At 53.2% G+C, this 18797-nt stretch carries 13 protein-coding genes and 1 tRNA gene; 9 read left to right on the plus strand and 5 right to left on the minus strand.

Annotation, left to right across the window (positions count from 1 at the left end; genetic code table 11):
• Nucleotides 1–9: 9 nt before the first annotated feature.
• Both HG15A2_RS08490 and HG15A2_RS08495 read right to left on the minus strand, forming a co-directional pair.
• Nucleotides 10–1410 carry an aldehyde dehydrogenase family protein gene (locus tag HG15A2_RS08490; protein WP_218932418.1) on the minus strand — a complete coding sequence of 467 codons (1401 nt, stop codon included), beginning with the start codon at nucleotides 1408–1410 and terminating at the stop codon, nucleotides 10–12.
• The gene (locus HG15A2_RS08495; protein ID WP_145059673.1) at nucleotides 1400–2557 is read right to left on the minus strand and encodes a mandelate racemase/muconate lactonizing enzyme family protein; all 1158 of its coding nucleotides are present in this window, start codon (nucleotides 2555–2557) and stop codon (nucleotides 1400–1402) included. The genes HG15A2_RS08490 and HG15A2_RS08495 overlap by 11 nt, the downstream gene beginning before the upstream one ends.
• A 576-nt stretch (nucleotides 2558–3133) precedes the next feature.
• On the opposite strand from HG15A2_RS08495, the gene HG15A2_RS08500 reads away from it, so the two are divergent.
• The 9 genes from HG15A2_RS08500 to HG15A2_RS08540 all read left to right on the plus strand — a co-directional run bounded on the left by HG15A2_RS08500 (nucleotide 3134) and on the right by HG15A2_RS08540 (nucleotide 15001).
• A complete protein-coding gene (locus HG15A2_RS08500; RefSeq protein ID WP_145059675.1) occupies nucleotides 3134–3880 on the plus strand; it encodes a GntR family transcriptional regulator in 747 nt (248 codons plus the stop codon).
• An 80-nt stretch (nucleotides 3881–3960) separates the two neighbouring features.
• The gene (locus HG15A2_RS08505) at nucleotides 3961–5082 is read left to right on the plus strand and encodes a DUF1559 family PulG-like putative transporter (RefSeq protein ID WP_145059676.1); all 1122 of its coding nucleotides are present in this window, start codon (nucleotides 3961–3963) and stop codon (nucleotides 5080–5082) included.
• A gap of 4 nt (nucleotides 5083–5086) precedes the next feature.
• Nucleotides 5087–5494: a hypothetical protein gene (locus HG15A2_RS08510; protein ID WP_145059677.1), complete on the plus strand. Its 408-nt coding sequence runs from the start codon at nucleotides 5087–5089 to the stop codon at nucleotides 5492–5494.
• A 95-nt stretch (nucleotides 5495–5589) separates the two neighbouring features.
• Nucleotides 5590–8622, plus strand: a complete 3033-nt coding sequence (locus tag HG15A2_RS08515) for a sulfatase-like hydrolase/transferase (protein WP_218932419.1) — start codon at nucleotides 5590–5592, stop codon at nucleotides 8620–8622.
• Nucleotides 8623–8720: 98 nt separating this feature from the next.
• On the plus strand, nucleotides 8721–11360 hold the full coding sequence (locus HG15A2_RS08520) for a sulfatase-like hydrolase/transferase (protein WP_145059679.1): 2640 nt from the start codon (nucleotides 8721–8723) through the stop codon (nucleotides 11358–11360).
• 253 nt (nucleotides 11361–11613) lie between these two features.
• Nucleotides 11614–12516 carry a PEP-CTERM sorting domain-containing protein gene (locus HG15A2_RS08525; protein WP_145059681.1) on the plus strand — a complete coding sequence of 301 codons (903 nt, stop codon included), beginning with the start codon at nucleotides 11614–11616 and terminating at the stop codon, nucleotides 12514–12516.
• A 144-nt stretch (nucleotides 12517–12660) separates the two neighbouring features.
• Nucleotides 12661–13395 carry a PEP-CTERM sorting domain-containing protein gene (locus HG15A2_RS08530; RefSeq protein ID WP_145059682.1) on the plus strand — a complete coding sequence of 245 codons (735 nt, stop codon included), beginning with the start codon at nucleotides 12661–12663 and terminating at the stop codon, nucleotides 13393–13395.
• A gap of 410 nt (nucleotides 13396–13805) precedes the next feature.
• Nucleotides 13806–14480 (plus strand): LamG domain-containing protein, encoded by a 675-nt coding sequence (locus tag HG15A2_RS08535; protein WP_145059683.1) that lies wholly within the window; start codon nucleotides 13806–13808, stop codon nucleotides 14478–14480.
• A 2-nt stretch (nucleotides 14481–14482) separates the two neighbouring features.
• Nucleotides 14483–15001 carry a site-specific integrase gene (locus tag HG15A2_RS08540; RefSeq protein WP_145059684.1) on the plus strand — a complete coding sequence of 173 codons (519 nt, stop codon included), beginning with the start codon at nucleotides 14483–14485 and terminating at the stop codon, nucleotides 14999–15001.
• A 630-nt stretch (nucleotides 15002–15631) separates the two neighbouring features.
• Here the strand turns inward: HG15A2_RS08540 and HG15A2_RS08545 are convergent.
• From HG15A2_RS08545 to HG15A2_RS08555, 3 genes are all read right to left on the minus strand, one after another.
• The gene (locus HG15A2_RS08545) at nucleotides 15632–16975 is read right to left on the minus strand and encodes a serine/threonine protein kinase (protein WP_246117955.1); all 1344 of its coding nucleotides are present in this window, start codon (nucleotides 16973–16975) and stop codon (nucleotides 15632–15634) included.
• Between the two features lie 239 nt (nucleotides 16976–17214).
• Nucleotides 17215–17287: transfer RNA gene (locus HG15A2_RS08550), tRNA-Lys, on the minus strand.
• 94 nt (nucleotides 17288–17381) lie between these two features.
• Nucleotides 17382–18533, minus strand: coding sequence for a DUF1570 domain-containing protein (locus tag HG15A2_RS08555; protein WP_218932420.1), 1152 nt, complete (start codon nucleotides 18531–18533; stop codon nucleotides 17382–17384).
• Between the last annotated feature and the right edge of the window lie 264 nt (nucleotides 18534–18797).

Here is an 18797-nt window from a genome sequence, read left to right on the forward strand (position 1 = left end):
GCATTCTTTCTAATGGTCGATGAGTACTGAAACACGTTTGAGCGTGAGGTACTCTTCTAGGCTATAGCGCGAGCAATCTTTACCAACGCCACTTTGCTTCAAGCCGCCATGGGGAAGTTGCACGGAATAGTGAGGCTCGTTAATGCAGACGCTGCCAGCCTCGATGTCGCGAGCCGCTCTCAAACCGGTCGCCAGATTTGAGGTGAAGACATAAGCTGCCAAGCCATACTCCGTGTCGTTGGCCAGGGCAATTTCATTATCAGCATCGGTGTACTTGATGATGGGCAAAACGGGGCCAAATATCTCGTCGTGCGCCACCTTCATTCCGGTAGCCACGTTCTTGAGAATCGTTGGCTCCATAAAATAGCCGTCGCCTTCAACGGGCTTGCCTCCAGAAACGAGTTCAGCCCCTTCAGCGACGGCCGATTCCACGAGGCCAAGGACATACTGCCTTGCATCGTCAGAGATTAATGGCCCCATCTCAACCGATTCAGCACGCGTTTTGGCGTACTCAACGAACTCGTCGTATACGGACTCGTGGACGAAGCAACGATTCGGCGAGACGCAAACCTGCCCGCAGTTCGCAAACTTCAGATCGACCACTTTGTTGGCAGCGTCGCGAATGTCCGCGTCGGGATAGACCACTACCGGTGCGTTACCACCAAGTTCTACGGAAAAATGCTTGACGCTCGTGCAGGATGCATTCATGACCTCCAGCCCACCTCGGGTTGAGCCGATCATGGTGACCATTGCTGGAATATCGCTTTGGAGTAATGCTTTGGTAACCTTGTGGTCGCTGCTGGTGATCATGTTAATCACCCCATCGGGGATGCCGGCCTCTTTGGCTAGGTGAGCCGCTTCGAGCGATGCGAGGGGAGTCAGGCTAGAGGGCTTGATAATGACACTGCACCCTGCGGCAAGAGCCGGGCCGATCTTATAGCCGACGTTAAGTAACGGAAAGTTCCACGCCAGCATCCCTACCGCCACGCCAAGAGGCTGGCGTAGCGTGTAATGCAGGAACCTGCCGTCGGGATCGTGCAACACTGCCTGATCGAGCCGCTCAAACTCTTCGACAAAAAAGCGAAGGCAGGTTGTCAGCATGCCGAAATCGTATTCTGCGTTGTCCTGCGGCTTGCCGGTTTCAGCACGTAACAGTACTACGATCCGTTCACTGTTTTCTTCCAACAGATCGGCATAGCGAAGGATCAATTCCTTACGTTGGACGGGTGGTGTTGCTGACCAAACGCGAAATCCCTGCTGAGCAGCCTCGAGTGATTGCTCGATCGTTTCGCTGTTCGCCTCAGGCACTTGGCCTATCGACCATCCGGTCGAAGGGTCGACGACATCGACTGTCGCATCGGTCAGTCCAGACTGCCCATTAATAAGCATGGGGTAAATATTACTTGGCACTGTTTTCCTCCGTTGTTTCAACGCAGAAGCGTTCCATCGCTGCTCGGTCTGGCTCGACGCCGAGGCCGGCAGCGCTCGGCACTTTCATCACACCTTCAGTAACTTCTAGCCCGACCGCATACATTTCATCACGCATCGGATTGGCAGTACGGTCGACTTCTAACAAGGGTTCAGCAACCTCCGCGCGGCCCGGTTCGACGTAAGTGCTAGCGAGAAAATGCGTGGCACACGCTAAATTAAGCTGCGTTCCCCAGCAGTGCGGGACCACATTAATCCCGTGGGATGACGCAATGGCGCGAATCTTGAGGGCTTCGGTCGGTCCACCACAGTAAGCCATATCAGGTTGAACAATCTGAACGCCTCCTTGGGCGAGGAGGTCTTGGAAACCCCAACGTGTTTGTTCGCATTCGCCGGTCGCGATCGGGACATTGACTTTGTCAGCCAACTGTCGGAAAAGGCTCGTATGCTCGGGAGAAAGTGGCTCCTCGAACCAGGCAAAGCTGTGCTCATCCAAAACGCCACCAATTTCAATCGCTTCCCGCAAGTCGTAGGCATGATTCGAATCTGCCATCAGCTGTACGTCCGGGAACGTGCGACGCATCTTCACGATCTGCGCTTTGTCAAAGGCAATGTTCTTGCCGACTTTGATTTTCAGTGCCTGATAACCTTGCTCGACGTATCCAGCCGCCTCTGCCAGGATCGTATCCAACAGCTGGGATTCAGGCTGTTCCTTGAAGTACATTCCCGTGGCGTAACATTGCACTTGATCGCGAATGCGTCCCCCCATGAGTTCGGAAGCTGACACATTGAGCAATTTGCCTTTGAGGTCGAAGAATGCCATGTCCAAGCCAGACATCGCGCCCATCATGATTCCCTTACGAGCGAAATCGAGCGACCCGCGCCAACAGTGCTGCCAGGCAGCTTCATTGCTCAACGGGTTCCACCCTATTAATAGGGGAGCGTAGAAAGAGGCAATTGCCGATTGCGTTACCTCAGCCGGGCCATAGCACTCTCCCCAGCCACTGAGGCCTGAATCGTCAACAATTTCGACCAGCAATGCACTTCGGGTACGGTAGTGCCATTGAGAAAAGCCGAACGACTCCTCCAGTTCATGCTGCAGACGATATGTTTTGATGCTCTGTATCACAGCCCAAGTAGCTTAAAAGAAATGTGGATAGAGGTAGATAAGTTCCAAGCTGGCAGTGTAATACCCAACGCAAATCAGCTAGACAGCAGCATTTATTTCCGTATTTGAATGGTTGGTGATCGAGAATACACCCTCGATCACGTCCCGCTGATGGGACGTAAACGCCCTCTCAAAACCAGTACCCTGAATAGACAATGCAGTATACCAGTTTGGCAATGCCAGTGCTAGTGTTTCCTGGGGAATCACAGCACATCACGCTGAGAGGCCCCTTCTTCTCGAGCGTACATTCTACGACGGGAGAGGTAACTGTCTTACCCCATGCATTTGAACTTCAATCAACTAGCGACTAATTATTGACGGAAATTGTTGACAAGAGACGAGTGAGGCGGTATACCGGTTAATGAGGGCGGAGTTCAGGGAAGTTAGGCTCAGGTCGTTTTAGGAGCCTGATCCTGTGCGCGGCAGTCTCAACCCTGCGTTCCACAAGAAGCTTATAACTAATCGGTTTTTAGGTGGGGCACCACTGTCAGGCCCGCCTTCCTCGAGCAAGAGAACAGAATAATCGGGAGCTCTATTATGGCGAATGAAGGCAACGCTTCGTTCTTGCGGCACGAAGCCTACGTACACATCAAGGAGCAGCTCGTTGCCGGAAAGTGGGGGTTAAACGATCGCATTTCAGAAAAGACGGTCGCCGACGAGTTGGGCATTAGCCGAACTCCTGTCCGCGAAGCGATTCGCAAAATGATCATCGAAGGGCTTCTTTACCAAGTTCCCTCGAGCGGAACATTTGTGACGAAGCCGGATCGACAAAGCATCGTTGAGATGTTTGAAGTTCGCCTAGCACTGGAAGGCATGGCAGTCGAGAAAGCGACTGAATTGATCAGAGCCCCCGAAGTTCGTGAACTACTACGGCACTTCACGGTGATGAGAAATGCAGGTCGAGCTTTCCGCGATTCGGGCGAGTCCTACATGAATGGGGAGATACTTGAGAGGTTTTTAGCCTCTGACAGGGCGATGCATAAAGTGCTTCTCCTGACATCAGACAATCGACTGGCCTCCAACATCGTACAGAACGGTCGGATCCAGACTCTCATTTACGGACTGCATACCTACGACAGAGACTTGCACCATATCGCGATAACGCTGAGGGCCCACGGTCGAGTGTTGCTAGCCATCAAGCAGCGAGACGCATCCTCCGCGAGGCTCTGGATGGAGAAACACATTCGAAACAGTATGTGTGATGCGCTTCGTGCTTACGATCGCCAAGCGAGCGCGGCACATCGCAGTTCCCAAGGAGATCTTTCCAACACCGACATGACCTGAGCCTTGCTCACTCGCTTCAGCGGCGTTCTGACGTTCTAGCGAAACTTTTCACTAATCTCATATCCGAAGGAAGTTCTAAGATGCCTGTACTCATAGGTAGCGTTGGATTTTTGGAAGGCCGTTTTTCTTCCGAACGAAAATCACCGACCGGTAACTCTCGCACGGGCCTCGGTGGTCCCTATTCTGATGGTCGCAGTGCTTTTACACTGGTCGAGCTTCTTGTAGTGATCGCAATTATCGGCGTTCTGGTTGGGCTATTACTACCTGCCGTTCAAGCTGCCAGAGAAGCGGCGCGACGGGCACAGTGTATTAGCCAGATCAAGCAAATTGGTTTGGCAATGCTCAATTATGAGAGCGCACTCGGGAACTTCCCCGAGGGCAATCACAATGACAGGGACCTTGAGTGCGACTTAACGGCAGGTACCTTTTCTGGCTTTGGGAACCGCTGCACCAACAGCGCTCCGTGGACAGTTTCGATATTGCCGTACATCGAGCAGCAAACTCTCTTCGACCAGTTCGACCTTGATCTCCCCATTCCCTATCTCTACAGCGAATGTTCTGGAAATCAAGCTTACAATCTACCGTTCATGAAGACTCCTCTGGGTGTCTGGCAATGTCCAAGCGATATGATCGCCACTCCGGGCACACTCTACTCTTGTTATAATGCTTGTACCGGGGGGGGCGATTGGACTTTGGCCAATCCCGATCCTGAATTTGCCTATGCATGTAAGAGCTTTACGGGGACGCCGGAGTACCTAGTCTTTAACAATGGTATTTCTGGCTACAACTCAAAGACCGAGTTCCGGAACATTCAGGATGGTGCGTCGAACACGATACTCATCGGTGAAAACCGGATGCACTTTCAAATGGGCTCGCACGGTGGTGGCAATCCTGAACAGTACACGGGGTGGTCCTCATCTTGGGACGTTTCGAGCGGGTTTGCTGTCACGCATACTGGTTCAGCAGCCTCCCGTCCCATTAATTTCACGGTAGTCACTGGTAACGAACCAGTAACGGGAAGCGCCTCGCAGCCGTGGTATAGCCCCGGCGAGCGCGCGACTCAGTTTAGTAGCCACCATCCAGGGGGAGCGCATTTTTGTCTCGCCGACGGATCAGCCAGGTTTATTTCAGAGGACATCGATGATTTAGCATACTGGTCCTACGGCCGCATGGCAGATGGTCAAGTGACAGGAGGAAACTAACGTGATGCGAAAGATATCTCTGGCAGCTGTATTGGCCGTATTGCTCTCCACACTCGGTTGCGGAGGCGATGGGCTCGATCGACACGATTTGAGCGGCATGGTGACATTTAAGGGCGCTCCCGTGCCAGCTGGGTCGATCTCGTTTCGCCCCGACCAATCCAAAGGTGGTAGCGGACCGACCGGATACGCAAAAATTGAAGACGGAGAATTTAGCACCTACGGTACCGGCAAGGGCGCAATGACAGGCCCAGTGAAGGTAATGATTGAGGGCGCTGTGTCCAAGAAGCCGATGTCCGCGAGGCTATTCCCAATCTATAAGACTGATATCGAAGTCTCTGGTGACAAGACCGAGTTTGACTTCGAAGTTCCCGAGCAGGCTGCTCGAGTTAAACAGAAGCAAAGGAAGCGCTGAGTGGACTAGTGGAGTTGTTCGCTCAACTCCTGACTTACAGCTTTCCAACGGCTGAGTTTCTCAACATGGCAATTTGCAACGGAACAGATATGAGCATGTTTTACCGAAAATTCGTGAGCGTTCTTTCGCTTGCGGCAGTGGCAGTTCTCAACGCCCAAGTTCAAGCCCAGTCGCCGAATGTCATCGTTATCGTTGCCGACGATGCAGGCTACTCCGACTGGGGTTTTATGGACGGTGTGGACGGGAGCAATCCGACCCCTACGCCCGTCCCGACTCCCAATCTCGATGCACTGGCTAATCGTGGGGTGAAATTCTCCCGCGCTTATGTCGCGCAGTCCTGCCAACCGACACGAGCAGCGCTCGTAACTGGTGGCTATCAAAATCGCATTGGCAATGAGGTTGTCGGCAACAATGACTTCGGCTTGCCAGCTAGTGCAACGACGGTCTGGGATCGTATGAAGTCGCAAGGTTATGCAACCGGCGCCGTTGGGAAATGGCATCTTGGCAGCATCGATGGCCCGCAAGGAAACCGCCCCCAAACGCAAGGTGTTGACGAGTTCTACGGCATCTGGCACGGTTCGAGGCAATACAACGTCGGCAACACGAACTTGCCGCAGACGCAATTATTACGAGAAGCCATTGTGCCGACCAGTGGACCTGTTACTGATACTGTCGTGGAAGGAGCTCATAGCGGCGAATTCATCACCAATACGTTTGGTCAGTACGGTGTGGACTTCATCGCGAATCACGCCAACGGCGCAAATCCGTTTTTCCTTTACCAATCGTTTACCGCGCCGCACACACCACTCGTGAACGGACCCGATTTCAACGACCCAAGACTAGCGGGACTGTCCGGCCTGCGTAAACAGTATGCATCGAACATGCTGACGATGGATGCCGAGATTGGTCGCATGCTCGACCGACTCGAAGATCCTAACAACGATGGCAACACCTCGGACAGCATCACTGACAACACGCTTATTGTATTCGTGAACGACAACGGCGGTGCCGAGGCAGGATCATCATCTCCCAACGGAGCGGACAACGGAATCCTCAGGGCCGGCAAGGGCACGCCGTACGAAGGGGGCATCCGTGTACCTATGATTGTTGCCGGCGCAGGCGTGAATGCATCCGTTCACGGCACGACCTATGACAAAGCCGTTCACGGGGTTGATATTCTTCCCACAGCGTTTGCAGCGGCGGGTGGGACGTTAGGCTCAGGAGACACCGGCATAGATGGTGTCAACTTATTGCCCCACATTAACGGCACAAACACAGCCAACCCTCACGAAGTTCTCGTCAACCGGCATCGCAAGCAATTCACCGTGGTCAAGGGAGATTGGCGGCTCGTCAACTCAGGAGGCAGCTCGACGAACGGCCACCAACTGTTCAACATCGCGACAGACCCAAGTCAAACCACGAACGTAAGAGGTGCGAATCAATCGATGGCTGCTGAGTTAACGCGAGATCTAACGGCTCATGAAGCCGTTTTCGACAAGCAACGCTATGCCATTCTGGGCAACACTGAGGAAGCGACAATCAATACGTTCGATCACTTCACCTTCAGACCCAGTGCTCCCGCACCAGGAGGCACGGCTACCATCATCCAAGGCGCAATAGGTAATGGCGACTTCGAATCTAGTGAACCAGCCAGCGGCGACCAGAACTGGTCGGCCACTCCCAACTGGTACCGTTTAGATGGGAGCGAAACGGGAAACAACTTTACAACGGAAACAGGAAGCGGTGGAAGCTCCCAGCCCGGCTCGAGAGTTGCCTACAATCGGGGTGGCGCCGTCAACATCAATGACACCGGTTACACCGTGACGACTGCCGGCCAAACTTTTGATCTCAGTCTCGATCTGAGCCGCTTTGGCGGAGGCAGCGACTACAACGGGGACGAGCAATTTCGCGGATTCCTGTTCACATCATCTGAGGCCGTGAACGGCAATACCGTCACTGGTGACATTACTGAATTGGGCAATATCTTGATCGACAACCCTCAGCCAAACGACTTTTGGAAGAGTTTCTCAGAGACCGCCTTTTACACAGCTACTGCAGCAGATGTTGGCAAGACCCTCTACTTCGGCTTTGAATTGGTGAACCCAACGGGACCTGCTGTAGAACCGCGTGTCGATGTGATTGAGCTCACGACGGTCGGTGGTGGCTCCGGCGGCTCTTCGACAACGGATTGGTCGGACAACGGAGCGTGGTTTGAAGGCGGTACCAACAATGTTGAAACCATGTTCAACTCCGATGCGTTCGCTGGGGCCGTGCTCGAATTCCCAACGACGAACACGTTCAGCTACATTTCAAACAATGACATGGTTCGAGAAACAGGCTTGGAGTACATGCTGAACAAAGTCGTACTTAGCGGAGCGTTTAACGGCACACAGGATCAGTCTGCCACGATTCAAGGGAACGCCGTGCTGTTCACCAATAATCTTCAGGGTGTCGGTCCACAGATCGCTGTGGAGGCAACCAACAGTGGCAGCTCAAACTATAGCTACGTGATTGATCTCGACGTCATCATCTACCACGACCTGACGATTACCGGCGACGGTGATACGACGCTAACGATCAACGGGGAAGTTAGCAACTACTTCGAACCACGTAGCCTTACCAAGAGTGGTACCAGTACGGTCGTCCTCACTGCCGACAACTCTTACGAGGGTGACACGACCATTGAGGCAGGTACGCTGAGCATCACGAACGCATATTTGGAAGACAGTGCAGACGTTTATCTTGCGACTGGTGCCATCCTCGACTTGGATTTTGACGGTATCGATACCATCGACTCGCTCTATATCGATGGCATCTCTCAAGCGACTGGGACTTGGGGAACGATCGGTTCGGGGGCCACGCATGAGAGCAACCTCTTCACCGGCTCTGGGTTACTTTCCGTTTCGACACTTGCGGCTCTCTCCGGCGACTTCGACAACGACGGCGATGTCGACGGTGCCGACTTCTTGAAGTTCCAGCGCGACGATGGCTCGGCCAGCGGCCTCGTTGCTTTCCAAGATAACTACGGCAGCACCTCGGTAACAGCAAGCTCAGGTGCGGTACCAGAGCCAGCGGGACTCATCATGATTTCGATCGCGCTAGCACTGGCGATATTGAATCGCCGCTAAGAGGACTTGCTCGCGCTGCCCGGCGAGCCCAGGAACTCAACGGCAATCCAACTCCGGCTGCCCCCGCGCAAACTCCTAGGACAAGTATCGGCAGAGCTATGAATAGAATTTTACGTATCCTGGCCGCCTGCCCTGCAATTTTTTTGATTCAAGGTTCGGTGGCTGTCGATGCGCATGCTCAGCAAGCGCCGAACGTCATCGTCATTATCTCTGACGATGCTGGCTATGCCGACTTTGGTTTCATGAATGGTTTGAGCGGATCGAGTTCGGTGGTTCCGACGCCGAATCTCGACGCATTGGCCAACCGTGGTGTTACCTTCTCCAGGGCCTATGTTGCTGCCAACTGCCAGCCAACGCGCGCAGCGCTGGTCACCGGTGGCTACCAGCAGCGAATCGGCAATGAAAGCGTTGGCAATAATCTCTTCCTTCCCGTCGACGACCCCAGCATCGCACAAACAGGATTCGAAGGCGTCCCTGTGGAAACGGAAACGATCTGGGACCGGATGAAGAGCCAAGGCTACACAACCGGCGCAGTCGGCAAGTGGCACCTCGGGCAGCACGCGAACTCCAGCGATGGCCAAGTGCTGGGCAACCGTCCTGAAAACCAGGGGGTCGATGAATTCTATGGCCACTGGCACGGGTCTCGGGATTACACCGTGGGAAGCTACAACCTCAATCAGATCAACAATCCGACGAGCGGACTGCAGACACGCTACTTACGCGAGACCGTCGTTGATCCTCAGGGCAATGTTACCGACACGGTCGTCGAAGGCGTTCACTCGGGTGAGTACATCACCAACACGTTCGGTGACTACGGTGTCAACTTCATCAAGAACCATCACGACGACTCGAACCCATTCTTCCTGTATCAATCGTTTACCGCTCCTCATGAGCCTTGGGACGAAGCGTCACCGGCAGAAAGCAACCCTGTTTTCCTAGCAGCGATCGCAGACAAGAACCTGAGTGACACACGCAAACGAGTCGCAGGCATGATGTATACGATGGACCAAGAGATCGGCCGCATGATGGAAGCTCTGGAAGACCCCGACGGCGATGGAAATACGAGCGACAGCATTGCCGACAACACGATGGTTGTATTTCTCAATGATAATGGCGGGATTAACAGGAACCCAAAAGGTACAGATAACGGGGCGTTGAACCGTTGGAAAGGCTCCCCACTTGAGGGTGGCATTCGGGTGCCAATGATCATCGCTGGTGCGGGCATCGATCCCTCCAAAGCAAATACTGTTTACGATAAACCAGTGCATGGAATTGACGTGCTACCTACCGCCTTTTCGTTGGCAGGAGGACAGTTTGCGCCCGACGAGGACAAGATCGACGGAATCAGTCTTTTGCCGTTCATCAATGGCACGGATACTTCCAATCCCCACGACGTACTTGTCCACCGCTGGCGAGGCAATTTTGCAGTGATCAAGGGAGATTGGAAACTTGTGAATCGAAGAAACGACGACTCCTCGCCCACCCATTACGAGCTCTACAACGTCTCCACCGATGTTGGTGAATCGAACGATGTCATCGGTAGCTCAGCCCATGCTGCCTTGGTCGCTGAACTGAAGCGAGAGCTTACCAAGCATGAAGCCTTCTTTGACAAACCGCGCTACGCGATCCTCTCCAACAGTGTCGAGTCGCAGCCGATCAATCTCTTTGACCATTTCGTCTGGCGACCCGGCGCTACGACAAATCCTGATTGGTCGGGTGGGCCGCTGACCTATGTTCAAGGCCCGGCGAATGGCAAGAAGGACGACTACTATGTTGGCGACAACAATTGGTATGAGGCAGGTACGACCAACGAAGAGTTCCTCCTAGCCACGGATGCATTTGCAGGTGCGATCCTGGAATTCCCCACGGCTGATGTCAACTACACTTCAAATAACGACCTGCTTCGCCAGACGGGAATGGAATTCATGCTCAATAAGATCATTCTTAGCAAGGACTTCAACAATGCCGCCGACCGCTCTGCAACGATCCAAGGAAACAAGCTGCTGTTTACGAAAGACCTCGACCAAGTGGGCCCACAGATCGCTATCGAAGCGAACAGCATCGGAAGTGGCAAATTCTCTTACGACATTGATCTCGACGTGATTATGTATCACGACCTTACAATCACCGGCGATGGCGACACCACGCTCACGATCAATGGCGAGGTAGGCGAATACTTCGAGCACCGCAGCCTCACAAAGAGCGGCAACAGCACAGCTGTTCTGACTGCGGACAACTCCTACGAGGGTGACACTCGAGTCGAGGCCGGCACGCTAAGCATCACCAATGCTTACTTGACAGATGCTTCGGACGTGTACCTGACAACCGGCGCGAATTTCAATCTGGATTTTACCGACATCGATACGATTGACTCCCTCTTCATTGACGGCACATCTCAGGCAGTCGGTACCTGGGGGGCAATCGGTTCGGGTGCCAACAACGAAACAGCCCTGATCACGGGAACCGGCATGTTGTCGGTATCCACCTTGGCCGCTCTCTCGGGTGACTTCGACAACGATGGGGATGTCGACGGCGCCGACTTTCTGAAGTTCCAGCGCGAGGACGGTTCTGCCAACGGCTTAGCAGCTTTTCAGGCCAACTACGGAGATCACGCCTCCACGACGGCAAGCTCAGTGCCGGAACCTGCCGGACTAGCGATTCTATTGAGTGCGATTGTTGCCCTCATGGGAGTAAGAGCGGACCTAAAACTGGCTAAAATAAGCGGTCTAAATCGTTGACAACAGAAGTAACGACCGGTATACTGGTGACTGGTAGCGGTATCCGGTTTCGTGCACTGCAGGATTTATCGAGCGTGCCTGAAACGGGTACTTTCCGGTGCCAAGTTTCACTCATCAAAAAAACTATTCCCAGGGTTTCCCCCTTCAGTTCGCACCTGGATTCCAGGAGGTTTTCGGCGGCAAGACGTAGAAGATTCTCTATTCGATAACTCTCTTTAGATACTAACCCACTAGTCACAGGAGCTGAGGTCCAATGAAGTTCATCACTAGCAGCATCCCCGCAGTAGCGGCATTCTTTCTCCTTCTGCCCATCTCTGCAGAGGCCCAGACCACGATCATTGGCGGCTCGATCGGAAACGGGGACTTCGAAGCCAGTGAGAGCCCGAGCGACCCCGACGCCGTCACGGGGCCAATCTCCTTTGAGAATACCACGAACTGGTTTCATGCAAACAATACGGGTCCCAACGAGACTATCAACTTTACCAACGACAGTCAGACGGGTGGCAGTTCGCAGGCGAATTCTAGGGCTGGCATGCCCTTCCAGGGTCGATTCCAGATCAATGATACTCCTTACACGATCGGCGGAGCAGACGAAGTATTTAATGTGAGTTACGATTTTGGTGCCGGTGGAGGCCCCTCAAATTGGACCGGTGATGAAGTGATGAGGATTTTCCTATTCACATCCACAGCAGCTGTGGATGGCGACACGACCGTCAACGATATCACTGAAATTGGTGGAGACAATTACGACATCGGCCGCGCTAACGGGGATCCTCAGTGGACAACCCGCTCGGCTCCCGCCTTCTATACCTCAACAGCCGGCGATATCGGTTCGACTGTCTACTTTGGGATGGAATTTCAAGACCCGATAAGCACAAACCTACTCTTTCCTCGCATTGATGTAATCAACCTCACTGTTGGCGGAATGACTGGTACGCCTGGTGACCTCGACGACGATGGCGACGTAGACGGAGCCGACTTTCTTGAGTTCCAACGCACCGACGGCTCGGCAGCTGGGCTAACCGCTTTTCAAGATAATTACGGTACAGTCCCCGCACTGGCATCAGTCAGCGCTGTACCCGAGCCAAGCAGTCTCCTTTTGCTAGCACTCACGGCAACAACTGGGCTCACAACCCGCCAGAGATGCCGAGGCTAACACGACTACGTAGAGCAGCGGTCCTGCCCTGGGGCAGCGGCAGGACCGCAGCGGGTATAACAAAGAGACTTTAACAAGAAATCAACTGGGAAGACTCTCTTGTCTGGATGACTAATTTTTTCTTTTTTTGGGAGGTGAGTTCTAATGAAAATCGGAATAACGACTCTTGCACTTAGCCTTGTGCTGTCACTCAGCACACATGCTCAGGCGGCAACCATTATTGGCGGTGCTGTCGGCAACGGTAACTTTAGCGCAGGTGGCGATGTCCCTGCGGGTGCTCAAACCTTTGATGAGACCGCTAACTGGTTCCATGCGAACAATACTGGCGCGAACGAAGGGACAAACTTTACGAACTCAAGCCAGATGGGCGGCAGCAATGACACGTCACCTGTTTCACGAGGTGGTCTACCTTTCAACGAGCGTGTGCAGATCAACGACACTGCTTACACTATCACCTCGGCCGGCGAAGTATTTAGCCTGAGCTACGACTTTGGCGCTGGTGGTGGTCCAGCCTCGTGGGCGACAACTCCGCTTCCCGCCATGACGGCCTTTCTATTCGAATCTGCCGTGGCTGTTGATGGTGATACGGTTGAAGGCGACATGACCATTCTCCCGGGAAGCCTCGACAGTTACTCCATCGATCGCGCCAACGACCCCCAATGGACCAGTCGCTCGACGGCTAACCTCTATACGTCCACAGCAGCAGACATTGGCAAGACCGTCTATTTCGGAATGGAATTCCTAGGGGCGACCAACCTCTTTCCGCGCATCGACATTATTCAACTAGATGTAGAGGCGGGAAATATTCCTGAGCCCTCCACAGCATTGTTAGCTTTTTTGGGTCTGGGCCTTTGCGCAAACGGAAGACGTAAAAGCTAAGGCGCAGTCCGACAACTTATTGCAACCCCACTAGGTCGCCTCGCACTCAGCGAGGCGACCTTTTTGCTTGTTTGGAACCAATCATCCAAGGCCATTGACACACCCAGCTTCATAGAAGATTCGCACATTAGTTTTAGGGGATGCCTTTGCTGGTAGGTCCGCCCCCAACTCCCTAGCAGCGTAGCTGCGGAGTAGTAGGCGACGGGCGCGGCCTACGCGACCGCCTCAGTGCTTTCCTGTTGCTTTCTCTCCTTCTCGGAGGGATCCAATTCAGATCTGCCAGCTTTCCAAGGTGGGTTTGACGCACACTTCGAAGTCTGGTTCAGACCGGATAGCCTTAGCGGTGGCGACCAAGTTGTTCTCAAGCTCGGTGGCAGTGGCAATGGCTCCTACTTCTGCTGGAATACGATGTGCTTTCATTCTACAGCAGGATTAATAACGTTGATGGCCCAACACTTTCAACGACGCTTGCCGAAGCTGAGCGGACGCAAGTGGTCGGCACTTGGAAAGGCACGACCGAGGCGCTTCAACTCTTTGTAAATGGTGAGTTTGTTTCTAGCGGTGTCACAACTGGAGATTTGAATGAACGGGCAGGAGGAACTGCTTGGGGGCTAGGTCAACGTGGCGAATCGGATCGGGACCCCGGAAATGATATTGCCACAGGTGGTCCACTAACCGAAACAGCCGGCACGGATTTCGCCTTTTCTGGCGAGGTTGCAATCTTCAAAATCTATGACTCGGCCCTCAGTGCGTCAGAAGTACAAGACGCGTACGACGCAATTGCAGCAGATGCGGCAACCGGTGATGCCGATGGCGATGGCGACGTAGACGGCACAGTCTTCTTGATCCTCCAACGCAATAACCCACTTGGCATTCCGGATTGGGAACTCAACTACGGCACGGATACGTCGGCAACTTCTTCACTCACCGCAGTCCCGGAGCCAAGCTCCGTGTGCCCTCAGTGGTCGCTGGTCTTGCTACGCTGCGAAGGCGCAAGCAACTTACTAATGCTTAGTTCTGACAGTGATACGCCAAGCCTGTCGCCGAGTCGTCGAATTTGTCGACATCTACCCCAAACATTGTAGAGATGGCCGGATGGCCCGTGAACGCAAAGCTTGCTGGTCACTCGGACGCTCCAATCTCAGTAGACTTCACCGGCAAATATCCGTGCTTGCGAATTGAAGCCGAGGCCGAGAAAGGTTTTCAGGATCGGCAACTTCCGATCACTCCAGATTTCGCTGAGTGGCTACTGCTCACGCCCTCAGAACGAAGGATGAGAAAAGTCTTTGTGGTTGCTGAGCAACAGAAGAGGCTCGATATGATAAGTAAGACGATCACCAGGATCGGTAAGGAAGCTCGTGTCGTGGTCAACAAGGAGCAGGGAAAGTTTGCTTCGGCTCACGATATGAGGCGTGCCTTTGGTACTCGCTGGGCCGCGAAAGTGCAGCCCGCGACTCTAAGAGAAATAATGAGGCATGCTTCAATCGAGACCACAATGAAATTCTACGTCGGGTTGCGAAGCGATGTGATAGGAGAAGAGTTGAAACGAATAACAGAGATAAGCACCGACATCGTGTCAGAAAAGCAAAGATCAACAGGTAATTAAATTTTGTTTGCAAGGAAGCTTGCCGGGCAATGCTCAGGGGCTTCGATAGTCATGAACGGAAGGTGCATTTGACCAGAGTGGTCGCGATAATTCTCCAGGTCGAGCATCATCCGTATATATGCCCTCAGCATTGGGTCTCTGAAACGGTAATATCCAGTTGTAGGCTTCGAAAGCACTTGGTTTCTTTCTGCCCTGACAAGTTGCCCAAGATTGTAACTAAGCGATTCTTTGCGGATGCTGCTGCCATAGAGTTTGTTGATATTCAAGGCAATATCGTTCCACCCTTCCTGCCAATAGTCTTGCCGGAGGTTTCTATTCTGCACTAGGTGTTAGTCCTAACGCATCAAGACTCGAATTGGCGGGCCTGCCTCAGCTCACGATCTAAGGAGAGCCTACGGAACTCGCTGGGCTGCTAAGGTCCAGCCGGCAACACTTCGGGAATGGATGAGGCACTCATCTATAGAGACCCCCATGAAGTTCTATGTGGGCTTGAGGGGGTGAAGATGTTGCTCGCGACTTGTGGGCTCAAGTAACAGAGCCTAGGGCGACTTTGGAAGACATGGAATTTAATGTGCCACTCTCAGAACGATTAAATCAGGCGATCGACTAACCTATTTGGGCTGGCCATGACTAAAGCACCTCGCTTGCGATGGCCGTCAACTTATGTGACAACCATTGCTTGTATTCAGCTACTAGAGTGTCTAGGATGTCCGTCGGATCACCTTCGTACCAAGCAATCTCCTGCCACTCATGTAGAGTGGTTTCTCCTTTGTTGGAGCCGGGTTCAATGTCACACCCGAGAACTACAGATTGTTCATCCCGCGAGGCTATCATGTAAACTCTTCCTTGGTGCAGTTGATGGTGGTCAACCCTTACATGTGCATTGAAAGGTCCTGCGACATAGTCAAGGCTGCCGTCTAGCTTTGGCCCATTCTGGCCCCCTGCTTTCATCGATGAGTTGAAACGCCCTAACTGTTTGCCGATCTGGTCGATCCTTGCAGTAAGTCCCTTAAGGAGCTGTGTAGCGGCAGGCTTGAACTCCATGATTTGAGTTTTTCTATCTTGCGCGCGAAACTGATTCGAGAGTTCGGCTGCTAGGGCTATCGGATCTTGAACATAGCTCTCAGAAGATTGATCAAGTAGAGTCGAGAGTCGGTTCGAGAATTCTTCGATGTTTTGAAAACGACTCATTATCGAAGGGGATAGTCCTCGGCTTAGAATAAGCTCGATTTGCGTTTGACGTGCATCGTCTGGCACCGATTCTTTGACGGTGAAGCCATGGCGAAGATGCGCAAGCCTTCCAGAGGAGTCCTGCAATTGACCTACTTTGTGTCCGGTTAGCAAGTAGTAGAAAATTGCACAGGCCGCAGTTACATCACTTCGTGCGTCTCTGAGGTCGCCGCCCGGAGTGTTCGTTTCCGGTAGGTCGAGAAACTTGTTCTTGAAAGTTTCTAATGTGACCGTCACGTCTTCGTCGTCAGCATTGAACGATAAGCCGTAGTCAACGATGAAGAGGCTTGAGGATTCTGCATTGCTGACAATAATATTGTTGGGCTTAATGTCGCGGTGTAGCACACCCTCTTTGTGGGCGATCTTTATCGTTTCACATAAATTCAACGCAAAGTTAATAGCGTGGTCTACGGGAAGTCTAGTGCGTCCTCCTCGAAACTCTTCAAGAGTATCCCCGGGGATATGCTTCATCACTAAGTAGAGCTCCACCGACGGATCGGCAGAGTACTCCGTGTTGTGGTCCAGCACATTAGGCACTCGGGCTTTCAAAGCAGCAAGCAATTGGAGGCTTGCAACCTCTCGTTTCATCCTAGCTCTTGATGATACGCTCTTGTTATTTCGTAGGTACTTCAATACCCCCTGGCTAGAAGGGTCGTGTTTATCCGTCACTAAATACGTGACTCCTTGACCGCCACTACCAAGTCGATTTCCTTGCAGCCATCTTTCGTCCCAGGGGTGTGCCATCAAAACGCTCCAAGTTGATCAGAAAGTCTGACTTGTTCAGTACCATCGAGGTGGCCGCATCGTGGCTATACAATCAGATGCAATGCTGGGCGTCGAATGGATCAATAGAGGCGAGCGAGTCCAGACGAGTAGGCCGTTGAGGTGCTAAGGTGACCATTAAGGTGACTTTAACGCAGAGTACGGATTGGGTTCAGATGGAGACCCGGCTGCAAAGCCTTTACTGCAAGGGACTTAAGAAGTGCTCCCTGTAGGAATCGAACCTACAACCTATTGATTAAGAGTCAATTGCTCTGCCAATTGAGCTAAGGGAGCCGGCAGACGCGTATTGTAAGCAGTCTGGCGGGGCGATTTCTAGTCCCTGTGGCTGGCAGGAAATGTCGATTCTTGGTCGGCCATTGCCACGAGGCTACTTGATGCGAGACATCTGGCGGTAGAAGTCGGCGGTCAGGGACTCTTCATCCTCGCCAAAGTGTTTTCGAAAGTCCGCGAGCCGCTGCTCCGGGGTGTCCCACACGAGTTGGCCTTTGGAGGCAAGTTGCTCTAGATACGCTACAAATTGCTTCCGATGGTGCCGGATGAGATAGTAGTTCCAGGCCCAGGCCTGTGCGTAGGCGGTGGCGGCCGTTTGCGGATCGGCCAGGAGCTTGTCGTCGGTGAGCATGCGCTCCAGCGAGAGGGTTTTGCCGCTTTGATAGTCCGCGCGGAACTGATTCCAACGCGGTCCGTTTACCTTGCCGATGCCTCTCCAGCCGCGGGAGCTCAGGTCGGGTGTTTCACAGTACAGGGCAATCCCTTCGCTCAGCCAACGGGGATTGTCAGCCAAGCGTGTTTGCAACCCGCAGTTGTAGGCGATTTGATGCGTTGCTTCGTGGATAATGGTTGCAACTTGCGGCGCGGCGGCAGGTGAGGAGAGAGCCGCTGTGATTTGATGCATCGAGCCGCGGCTATTTCGCTCGCGAGCAATCGCCTGATTGCCGGTGAGGTCGTACATCAGCACGCGATTGCTGGTGATGCTGTAGTAACCGATGACCGAGCCAACAGCGGGACCGAGTTCCTTGGCGGCGTAGCGTGCGTAGGACTGCTGATCGCTGAAGATGATGACGACCAACGGATCGGCGGGTGGGGTAATATCCGCATCAAGCTTTCCCCAGTATCCGAGAAATCCCTTATTGAGCCGTTCGAGCAACGAGCTACACCACTTGGCATAGCTTCGCGTGGTATTGAAGGCGATGGTGTAGTTCTTCGACTGATGTACCTGAAAGCCAAGTGGAAGCTCGGCCAGCAACTCCTCGGCCAGCTCATCTCCATCAAGTCGTTTGTAAGGGGTTTTGTCCTGGCTGCGCTTGGCGATTTCCGTGGGCTCGATCAAGTGCAACTCTTGATTGGGCGATTCTAAGAGAAGTCCGCCATCGGCGGCTTCCACAAGTACCCGTCCTGAGAGTATTTGCTCGTGGACATTGCCGCGGGTTTCCACACGCTCGATGGCACTGACCATTGCTCCGGAAGTGAGGTGCACCAGCAGAGCGCACACGAGGAGCGTTAAACTGAGCGGCTTCATTGAGGGAATAGTGTAGAAGGTCATATCGTCGTGAACTACAAGAGTAGGTATCCAAGTTGTCTCAAGGAAAGCTGCAAAGTCAATTCTACGTCATTTCGACCGAGCGACAGCGACCGAGAAAACCGGCTTGAACCCTACGTTGACTGGATTCCTCAGTCGTTCGACTCCTTTCGGAATGACATTGCGGCGGAACTTGCACTTCCACTGCGAGCCGACGGCTAGTGCCTGTCGGCTCGGGGGACCTATTCTCTAGTATAGCTGGCT

This window comes from Adhaeretor mobilis (assembly GCF_007741515.1).
GTDB classification, from domain to species: Bacteria; Planctomycetota; Planctomycetia; order Pirellulales; family Lacipirellulaceae; genus Adhaeretor; species Adhaeretor mobilis.